The organism is Streptomyces sp. NRRL F-5755 (genome assembly GCF_001279365.1).
GTDB classification, from domain to species: domain Bacteria; phylum Actinomycetota; class Actinomycetes; order Streptomycetales; family Streptomycetaceae; genus Streptomyces; species Streptomyces rimosus.
The window spans coordinates 17,142-26,070 of the sequence record NZ_LGCW01000029.1 but is presented as its reverse complement, the minus strand read 5'-3'; the positions used below and the strand labels follow the sequence as shown (position 1 = coordinate 26,070).

Genomic DNA, 8,929 nt, shown 5'->3' with positions numbered 1-8,929 from the left:
GTGGTAGTGGGCATGAGCCGTTGCATGGGGGGTTTGTGGGGGCGGGGATGTTGGATGCGGCTTGCCCTGGGGAGGTGTTCACCTCGCCGGTGCCTGATCAGATGGTGCGGGCGGCCTCGGCTGTGGACAGTGGTGCGGGGGTGCTGCTCGTCGTCAAGAACTACACCGGTGACGTGCTGAACTTCCAGATGGCCGCGGAGCTGGCGGAGGACGAGGGAGTGCAGGTCGCGACGGTGGTCGTGGACGACGATGTCGCCGTGACAGACTCGCTGCACACCGCCGGGCGCCGCGGGACCGGGGGCACGCTCTTCGTGGAGAAGATCGCGGGCGCGGCGGCCGCCGAGGGGGCGCCGCTGGACCGGGTGGCGGGGCTGGCGCGCCAGGTCGTGGAGTCGTCGCGGAGCTTCGGTGTGGCGCTCAGTTCGTGTACGACTCCGGCGAAGGGCGGCCCGATGTTCGACCTGCCTGCCGGTGAACTGGAGCTGGGGGTGGGCATCCACGGGGAGCCGGGGCGCGAGCGGCGGCCGATGATGACCGCCGGTGAGATCGCGGACTACGCGGTGGACGCGGTGCTGGCGGACCTGCGGCCCCGGCATCCGGTGCTGCTGCTGGTCAACGGGATGGGTGGCACTCCGCTGCTGGAGCTGTACGGGTTCGGTGCCGAGGTGCACCGGGTGCTCGGCGAGCGGGGCGTGCCGGTCGCTCGTACGCTGGTCGGCAACTACGTCACCTCGCTCGACATGGCGGGCTGCTCGGTGACGCTGTGCCAGGTGGACGAGGAGCTGCTGCGGCTGTGGGACGCGCCGGTACGGACGCCCGCGCTGCGTTGGGGGTGCTGACCGGGGCCGTCGCCGAAGATTCACGCGCAGCATGGCGGGGACGTTCTCTCGTACACGTAGCACCCGCACACGTACGACCAGAGGAGCAGTTCGTGTCCGAAACGGCACTGGATGCCGGGTTCTTTCTGCGGTGGATGTCGGCGGTCGCCGCCTCCGTCGACCGGGAAGCGGCCCGACTCACCGATCTCGACTCGGCCATCGGCGACGCCGACCACGGCAGCAACCTCCAGCGCGGCTTCGCGGCCGTCGTCAAGGTGCTCGAAGCGGAGCCGCCGGGGACGCCGGGTGCCGTACTGACGACGGCGGGGCGGCAGCTGATCTCCACCGTGGGCGGCGCGTCCGGGCCGCTGTACGGGACGCTGCTGCGGCGTACGGGCAAGCAGCTCGGCGACGCGGGCCGGGTCACCGCCGACGAGCTGCGCGCGGCGCTGCGCGCCGGGGTGGACGCGGTTGCCCAGCTGGGCGGTTCGGCGCCCGGTGACGCGACGATGCTCGACGCGCTCGATCCGGCCGTCGAGGCGCTGGCCACGTCCTTCCGGGCCGCTGCCGAGGCCGCCGTACAGGGGGCGGAGGCCACTGTTCCGCTCCAGGCCCGCAAGGGCCGGGCGAGCTATCTGGGCGAGCGCAGCATCGGTCATCAGGACCCGGGGGCGGCCTCGTCGGCCCTGCTGTTCTCGGCGCTGGCGGAGACGGCGGGCGAGGGGGCGGCGCGGTGAGCGGCGCGGAAACTTCGTACGAGGGGCACGAGGGGCACGAGGGATATGTGGGCATCGTGCTGGTGTCGCACAGCGGGCCGGTGGCCGAGTCGGTGGCGCGGCTGGCCGTCGGCCTGGCGGGCGGTGACGTCAAGGCGCCGGTGGTGGGCGCGGGCGGCACACCGGACGGTGGTCTCGGGACCAGCGCGGAGCTGATCACGGAAGCGGCGCGGAAGGTGGACGGCGGTGCGGGCGTCGCCGTCCTGGTCGACCTGGGCAGCGCCGTACTGACCGTCAAGGCCCTGCTCGCCGAGGGCGATGAACTGCCCGAGGGCACACGGCTGGTGGACGCGCCGTTCGTCGAGGGCGCGGTGGCGGCCGTGGTCACCGCTTCGACCGGCGCCGATCTGGACGCGGTGGCGGCGGCCGCCGGAGAGGCGTACTCCTATCGGAAGGAGTGAGGGAAGGGGGTGATGGGGCTGGTGATGGCGGGGCGTCCGCTCACCACAGTCCTGGCACCACCAGCCCCGCCACCAGCACCACCCCCGCCAGCACCCACGCGACGTAGTCCCCGATGTGTCCGGAGTGCAGTCGGCGCACCGGCGCCGCCCAGCGGGCGGGTTCGGCCGGGCCGTGGGGGCGGCGTACGGCCCACCAGGCCAGGCCGCAGGCGAGGGCGGCGGACAGCAGGCCGAGTGCCACGCCTGCCGCGGTCCAGTGCGGGCCGGGCGTCGGTACGGGTACGGCCGACGGGGTGTGCAGGACCGCGGCGGCGTAGCCGGCCCGGTCCAGGAAGGCGTCCGCGGCGCGGCCGACCGCGGCGTGCAGGCCCGGGACCACGCCCACGGCCAGCGCGCCCGCCAGCAGTGCGACCGGCACGGCCAGCATGGTGTCCGGGATGCGGCTCAGCCGGCCGGCGGTTTCCGGCTGTTCGTCCTTGCCGCTGGTCTCGTCCGCGCGGCTCGCCGCCTCGTCGGCCGCCTCCGGCCGTACGCCCAGGCCCAGGAAGACCCGTGCCACGGCGCGCAGCACCGCTCCCCCGGTGACCGCCGAGACGATCACGAACACGGCGGCGGGCCAGCCTCCGGCCGCCTCCTCGGTGACCGCCTTGCCCAGGCCCGTACCGAACGGCGGCAGCCCGGCCAGCGCCAGTCCGCCCGTCGCGCAGACCACGCCGACCAGGGGCAGTTCTCTGCCGCGCCCGTGCAGTTCGCGTTCGTCGACGCTGCGGAAGCGGTCCAGGAGGATGCCCGTGGCGGCGAAGAGCGCGGCCTTCACGCCCGCGTGTCCGAGGATGTACAGGGCCGTGCCGCCCGCGCCGTCCGGTGTCATGGTCGCCAGCCCGATCAGGAACAGGCCGGTGTGCGCGACGGTGGAGAACGCCAGCAGCCGTTTGAGGTGGCGCTGCTGCCAGCACATCAGCGCGCCGACGACGGCGGTGAGCGTGCCGAGGGCGAGCAGTGTGCGGTGCGCGTCGGCGGTGGGGATGCCGCCGGGGCCCGCGAAGACGGTCCAGTAGACGCGGGCCGTTCCGTACACGCCCAGTTCGACCATGACGCCGGACAGCAGCATGCACACGGGGGTGGGCGCGACGGCGTGCGCGTCCGGGAGCCAGAAGTGGAAGGGGACCACGGCGGCCTTGACGAGCAGGCCGGTCAGGACGAGGACGAAGGCGGTGAGGACGAGGAGGTCGGGGCCCTCGGCGAGGCCGGTGGAGGGTCCGGTGGGCGGGCCGGCGGAGGACGCGCCGTGGGTGGCCAGACGGGCGCCGATCTGGGCGAAGCCGAGTTCGCCGGTGCGCCCGTACAGCAGGCCGACGCCGAGCAGGGTGGCGTAGCCGCCGAGGGAGTTGACGACGCCGAAGGTGAGCGCGCCCTGCACGGCGCGCGCCCCTTCGACGCGGTAGCCGGTGAGCGCGTACGCGACGACGCCCATCAGCTCGAAGAAGACGAACGCGTTGAAGAGGTCGCCGGTGAGCGCGAAGCCGCACATGGCCGCCTGGAAGATCAGGACGAGGGCGGGGAAGGTGCCTGCCTGGCGGTGCGGCGGTTCGTCGAAGTAGCGCCAGGCGTACGCGAGGACGGCGACGACCAGGAGCGAGGTGACGGCGGCCAGGCCGACGCCGATCCGGTCGCCGACCAGGACGATGCCGACGCCCGCGCCGCCGTGCGGGTGCCAGCCGCCCAGCCATTCGACGGCGCGGTGGCCCGGCCCGCCCGCCGATGCCCCGCGCAGCAGGACGGAGAAGGCGAGGACGGCGGTGCCCGCCGCGAAGACGGTGCCCGCGATCTCGGCGGCCCGGCGCGGCATCCGGCGGCCCGCCGCCACCAGGAACGCGGCACCGAGCAGCGGGGTGGCCACGATCAGCGGCAGGGTGGCGGCCGGGGTGAGGGTCATGCCCGCGGCGGTGGTGAGGGTGTCCGCCGCCGTCACCCGCGCAGCTCCGAGAGTTCGTCCGGGTCGACGGTTCCGTGCCGTTTGCCGACCTGGACGACGAGCGCCAGCAGCAGGGCGGTGACCGTGGCGCCCACCACCACGTCGGTGAGGGTCAGGGCCTGCACGACGGGGTCGACGACCGGCCGGGTGCCGGGTCGCAGGTCGGAGTAGACCGGTGCGGTGCCGCCGTCGCGGTAGCCGACGGCGAGCAACAGCACGTACGTGGACGCCTGGCAGACGGCGAGGCAGCCGACGGCGTGGATGAGGTTGCGGCTGGTGGCCAGCCCGTAACAGCCGATCAGGAAGATCCAGCCGGCGACGAGGTAGGGCAGCACGCTCATGTCGGCTTCTCCTCGGGCGGGGTGTGGTGGTCGGGGATGCCGGGGTCGTCCGGGTCGGCCCCGCCCCCGTCGCCTCCCTCCCCATCGACGATTTCCACCGCCTGGTCGAGGAAGGAGGCCAGCAGCACGACGACACCGCTGGCGACCTCCACCCCGACGGCGGCGTTGAGCAGCGGCACGGTGCCGCCGGAGGCGAGGGTGTTGAAGGTGCCGTACGGGAGGACGTTGGCCAGGTAGGCGGTTCCGGCGATCAGGCCGGCGGCGCCCAGCAGCAGGTAGGCGGCCTCCCCCGCCGCGTCCGCCATCGCGTACAGGCCGACGGGTCGGATGCGTTCCAGCGCGCGGTAGTCGACGGCGATGTAGAGCAGGTGCAGGGCCGTCGCGACGACCACTCCGCCCTGGAAGCCGCCGCCGGGGCTGAGCTGGCCGTGGGCGATGACGTACAGGCCGATGAGCAGGGTCACCGGGAGCGCGACGAGCGCGTAGCGGCGTACGGGCGGGGCGACGCGCGCGGGTTCGGGCCGTACGCGGCGCTCGTCGCTGGTCTGGCGGAGCAGGACGACGGTGCCCAGCGCCGCGCAGAACAGGATCGATTCCTCGCCCAGGGTGTCGAAGGCCCGCTGGTCGAAGTTGACCGCCGCGACGACGTTGGAGGTGTGCCGGGCGAGGGCGGCCTCGACGGCCCGGGCGCCGTACGGGTGCCGGTCGCCGCCGAAGCCGGGCAGTTCCAGGCTCGCCGCGAACAGCAGGACGGCCAGGCCCAGGCCGCCGACGGCCAGCACCCACAGCCGGGCGCGCCTGCTCATCGGCGCCCCTCCCGGTCCGTGCTTCCGGGCCGGTTCCCGGTGTTGCGGTGGCTGCCGCCCTCCCGGCCCTTGCGCCGTACTTTCCGTACGGAGAGCAGCAGCATCAGCGGGGTGAGGGCGGAGCCGGCCGCGAGCTGGGACAGGGCCACGTCCGGTGCCTGGAGGACGGCGAAGAGGAGGGCGAGGCTGAGGCCGAGCAGGGCCAGTACGGTCGATTGCCGGACCGGGTCGCGGGCCAGTACGGCGGCGGTCGAGGAGGCCGCGACGAGCGCGAGGGCCAGCACGATCAGCACGTCAGCCATTGGCCGCACCGCCCTCCTGCCCGGTGGCGCGCCGGGCGGACAGCGCGCGCGTGGAGACGATGTTCCCGCCGACCAGCAGCGCCCCGATCGCCAGGAGCTTGACCATCGCCCGGCCCGGTCCGGTCGCGACGCACAGCGGCAGCACCACGAGCGGTACGGAGATGGCGGCGAGCGGTGTCATGGCGCGGCCGAGGGCGCGTGCGACCGGGTCGCGCGCCGGGCGCTCGGCCAGTTCGTCGGCGAGCAGCCGGGCGTAGACGAGGGTTCCGGCGGGGCCGAGGACCGCGAGGACCAGGGCGAGATCGACGTACGAGGGCCGCGCGTAGCCCTGCGCGAGGAGCAGCAGGACCAGACAGCCCGCCAGTGTCGCGAGGTTCTGCGCCATCACCCGGCGCCGCACGGGACCGCTCGCCGCGCCCCATACGGTGGGCGCGAAGCCGATGACGAGCAGGAGGGCGGCGGCGAGCAGCCAGCCGTTCACCGCGGCCGCCCGCGGTCGGCATCGTCTGCCGCGGCTCTGCGGGCGGCGCGTGCGGCGAACGCGCCGAGCAGCGCGGCTGCCGCGCCGACCAGGTACTCCAGTGTGTCCAGGCTGCTGACGAGCACCAGCCACAGGCCCGTCAGCGCGGCCCACCAGACGGCCAGTTCGACGGCGGTCGCCGCCGCGCCGGACGGCTTCACGGCACCGGACATCCACTCACCTCCGGCCTCGCCCGTACCCGGCCGTCAGGCTCTCATGCAGCACCGGCCGGCCGGCCGAACCGCGCCGGACGTGCCCTCCGGACGGTGCAGCCACCGGCCCCGGAGCGCCGGACCGGTCACCCCTGGCGGGCCCCGGCCATCGCCCCGCCGGCCGCCGCCACCTCGGGATCGTCACCGGCGGCGGCCAGCACCACGTCCAGCAGCCCGGGGAAACGCGCCTCCAGGTCCTCGCGCCGCAGGTGCATCACGAGGCGGCGGCCCTCCCGGCGCTGGTGGAGGACACCGCTTTCGCGCAGCACGCGCCAGTGGTGGCTGGCGGTGGACTTCGACACCTCCGGCAGCAGTTCGCCGCAGGAGCGCTCGGCTCCGTGGGCGAGACGGTGCACGATGCGCAGCCGGATCGGATGCGCGAACGCTTCCAGCACATCCGCGATGCGTAGTTCGGCGCGGTCGGGGTGACTCAGTACGGCCATGCTTCGAGCGTACGCGGAGGCACCGACACCCGGGCCGCGTCCCCGGGCCCTCCGCACGGCCCGCCGCACTGATTGCTACTGTTCTAGAACATACGAACTGACGAACCGAGGCATCGGCAGGTCGTGCGAACCGCCCTGCCCGGCCTCTCTCACGAAGGAGTCCCCATGACCGCCCACCAGGACAACTACTCCCTCGGCAAGCAGTTCCACGCCGCGCTCGTCACCGCCGACTGGGAGGCGATCCGCTCCCTCCTGCACGAGGACGCGGTCTGGGAGCTGCCCGGCGACAACGCGATTTCCGGCACTGCGGAAGGTGCCGACGCGGTCGTCGAACGCGCCCGCAAGATCGCCGGGTACGGCGTGAACTTCACCCTGCTGCACATCCTCGTCAGCCGTCGCAACATGGCGCTGTCCCTGCACAACACCGCACGACGCGGGGACGTGGTGCTGGACGAGCACCTGTCCACGGTGTGCACGGTGCGCGACGGCAGGATCGCGGCCATCGAGACCTATCTGTCCGACGTGGACGGCATGAACGCCTTCTTCGTCTGAGGTCTCCCGAGCCTCCGAGCGCCCGTCACGGGTTCGCCCGCGGCAGGACCAGCGCCGACGGGTGGTGCACGGTGATCTCCGTGGGCACCAGCCGGGTGGCCGTCGCCGGCGGCTCGCCCGTACCGGTGTTGCGGGCGAAGCGCGGGTGGGCGCCGCCGCTGACCTGGAGGCGGATGCGGTGCCCGGCGGCGAAGGAGTGGGCGGTGGGGCTCATCTCCACCGTCACCTCCGCCGGGCCCGCCGCGGCCGTGGCGGGACCCAGGCGCCGTATCCCGTCGCAGACGTTGACCGAGCGGCCCCGTTCGTCCACGTCGCAGAGCCGTACGAACACGTCGGCGTGCCCGGTGTCGGTGCCGACCCGCAGGTCCACGGTGACCGTGCCGAGCACCTCGGCCGGCTCGGTGAGCGGCGGGGTGGTGAACGTCAGCACGTCGTCCCGGGCCTCCAGTGCGGCGTTGTCGCGGGGGCCGGCCGTCCGGGACAGCAAGGGGCCGCCGACCGACGGCGTCGGGTCGGCCGGGTCGTAGCGGAAGGACAGCGGCGGAGCGGCCCCGGGAGACCGGTCGCTCAACAGGCCGTCACCCGTCAGGTACCAGCGGCGGCCGGTCGCGGCCGGTGGCCAGTCGGGCAGGTCGCGCCACTCCTGACGGCCGCTTACGTGCACGCGGGCCCGCGCCTCGCGCAGGCCGGACGGGTCGTCGCACAGGTGGGCCCGCAGCCAGGCCAAACTTTCGGCGAAGACCTCGGGCCAGCCCTGCTGCATCGCGGAGTTGTGCGTCCAGGGGCCGACGAGCAGCGCGGTGTCGCAGCCGGCGCGGCTCAGCCGGTCGTACTGCTCCAGCGTCTGGTCGAGGCAGACGTCGTACCAGCCGGTGATCAGGCTGGTCGGTACGGCCGAGTGGGCAGCCGCGGCGCCCGCGTCCGCGCCCCGCCAGTGGGCGTCGTCCGGGTCGGGCCGGGACAGCGCCTCGTCCAGGAACGGCACCCGGCCGCCCAGCCCGGGCACGTACGCCTCGCCGAGCGGCAGCGTACGGGCGATCCGGGGCAGCCGGCGTTGCAGGCGCAGCGCGGCCCGCACCATGGCCAGGGCGCCGCGTCCGTAGTGCAGCCGCCCGACGGCGGAGACAAGGGCGTTCTCCAGGGCGAACGGGCCCGAGGGATAGAAGAACCCGTGGATGTCGTGCAGCCCGACCTGGACGACCATCGCGCGCAGCTCCGGCGGCGGGTCGGTGGCGAGGGCCCACTGGGCGTAGCCGAGGGCGCTGGGCCCGATCGTCCCGAGGGCGCCGGTGAACCAGGGCTGTTCGCGCAGCCACGCGACGGCCGCCCGCCCGTCGGCGGCCTCGTGCTGCCACAGGGCGTACTCCCCGCCGGACCCGCCGGTGCCGCGGGCGCTCTGCAGGACGACGTGAAAGCCCTGTTCCGCGAAGAGCAGGCCGAACATGGGCGCCCAGGGGATGCCGCGGCCGTACGGGGAGCGGACCAGCAGCGTGGGGAAGTCGCCGACGGCACGGGGGAAGTAATGGTCGGTCAGCAGCGGGCTGCCGTCGGCGGCGGGCACCACGAGGTCCCGCTCGCAGCGGACGTCGTACTGCCGGGGCGGCAGGCCGCGCCAGGTGCGCCGTATGGCCCGGACGCGCAGGGGCGGCTTTTGCGCCGGGGAGGGGGCGGAGGGGTGGTGGGTCGCCGTCGTCACGGTGCCTCGATTCCTGGTGCGGACCGGCTCGTTGCCCGGCCCGGCCGCTTCCGGCCGGGGCGGCGCGCAGCCGGATTATTTCCCGTA

12 protein-coding genes are annotated in these 8,929 nt (G+C 74.2%); 4 read left to right on the top strand and 8 right to left on the bottom strand.

Annotated elements, in window-relative coordinates; all coding sequences use genetic code 11:
• The 3 genes from dhaK to ADK86_RS05660 all read left to right on the top strand — a co-directional run.
• The coding region (dhaK, locus tag ADK86_RS05670) for a dihydroxyacetone kinase subunit DhaK (protein WP_053695594.1) at positions 1-839 on the top strand (839 nt) is incomplete at its 5' end.
• A 134-nt stretch (positions 840-973) separates the two neighbouring features.
• Entirely contained in the window at positions 974-1,555 is a 582-nt protein-coding gene (gene dhaL / locus ADK86_RS05665) for a dihydroxyacetone kinase subunit DhaL (RefSeq protein WP_053695593.1), read from the top strand.
• Complete coding sequence (locus ADK86_RS05660; protein ID WP_199834362.1) at positions 1,552-1,995, top strand: PTS-dependent dihydroxyacetone kinase phosphotransferase subunit DhaM; 444 nt, start codon at positions 1,552-1,554, stop codon at positions 1,993-1,995. Before dhaL ends, ADK86_RS05660 begins: the two co-directional genes overlap by 4 nt.
• 40 nt (positions 1,996-2,035) lie before the next feature.
• Here ADK86_RS05660 and ADK86_RS05655 read toward each other — a convergent pair whose 3' ends face one another.
• The 7 genes from ADK86_RS05655 to ADK86_RS05625 form a co-directional block, all read right to left on the bottom strand.
• Positions 2,036-3,931, bottom strand: a complete 1,896-nt coding sequence (locus ADK86_RS05655; protein WP_053695592.1) for a complex I subunit 5 family protein — start codon at positions 3,929-3,931, stop codon at positions 2,036-2,038.
• Between the two features lie 32 nt (positions 3,932-3,963).
• Positions 3,964-4,311 carry a sodium:proton antiporter gene (locus ADK86_RS05650; RefSeq protein WP_053695589.1) on the bottom strand — a complete coding sequence of 116 codons (348 nt, stop codon included), beginning with the start codon at positions 4,309-4,311 and terminating at the stop codon, positions 3,964-3,966.
• Complete coding sequence (locus ADK86_RS05645; RefSeq protein WP_053695588.1) at positions 4,308-5,117, bottom strand: MnhB domain-containing protein; 810 nt, start codon at positions 5,115-5,117, stop codon at positions 4,308-4,310. Before ADK86_RS05645 ends, ADK86_RS05650 begins: the two co-directional genes overlap by 4 nt.
• On the bottom strand, positions 5,114-5,419 hold the full coding sequence (locus ADK86_RS05640; RefSeq protein WP_053695587.1) for a Na(+)/H(+) antiporter subunit B: 306 nt from the start codon (positions 5,417-5,419) through the stop codon (positions 5,114-5,116). The genes ADK86_RS05645 and ADK86_RS05640 overlap by 4 nt, the downstream gene beginning before the upstream one ends.
• Entirely contained in the window at positions 5,412-5,900 is a 489-nt protein-coding gene (locus ADK86_RS05635; RefSeq protein WP_053695586.1) for an MrpF/PhaF family protein, read from the bottom strand. The genes ADK86_RS05640 and ADK86_RS05635 overlap by 8 nt, the downstream gene beginning before the upstream one ends.
• Positions 5,897-6,112, bottom strand: a complete 216-nt coding sequence (locus ADK86_RS05630; RefSeq protein WP_053695585.1) for a hypothetical protein — start codon at positions 6,110-6,112, stop codon at positions 5,897-5,899. The genes ADK86_RS05635 and ADK86_RS05630 overlap by 4 nt, the downstream gene beginning before the upstream one ends.
• A gap of 125 nt (positions 6,113-6,237) precedes the next feature.
• Positions 6,238-6,594, bottom strand: coding sequence for an ArsR/SmtB family transcription factor (locus ADK86_RS05625; protein ID WP_053695584.1), 357 nt, complete (start codon positions 6,592-6,594; stop codon positions 6,238-6,240).
• Positions 6,595-6,759: 165 nt separating this feature from the next.
• On the opposite strand from ADK86_RS05625, the gene ADK86_RS05620 reads away from it, so the two are divergent.
• Positions 6,760-7,146 carry a nuclear transport factor 2 family protein gene (locus ADK86_RS05620; protein ID WP_053695583.1) on the top strand — a complete coding sequence of 129 codons (387 nt, stop codon included), beginning with the start codon at positions 6,760-6,762 and terminating at the stop codon, positions 7,144-7,146.
• Between the two features lie 25 nt (positions 7,147-7,171).
• On the opposite strand, the gene ADK86_RS05615 is transcribed toward ADK86_RS05620, so the two are convergent.
• Positions 7,172-8,842, bottom strand: coding sequence for a CocE/NonD family hydrolase (locus ADK86_RS05615; protein ID WP_053695582.1), 1,671 nt, complete (start codon positions 8,840-8,842; stop codon positions 7,172-7,174).
• Between the last annotated feature and the right edge of the window lie 87 nt (positions 8,843-8,929).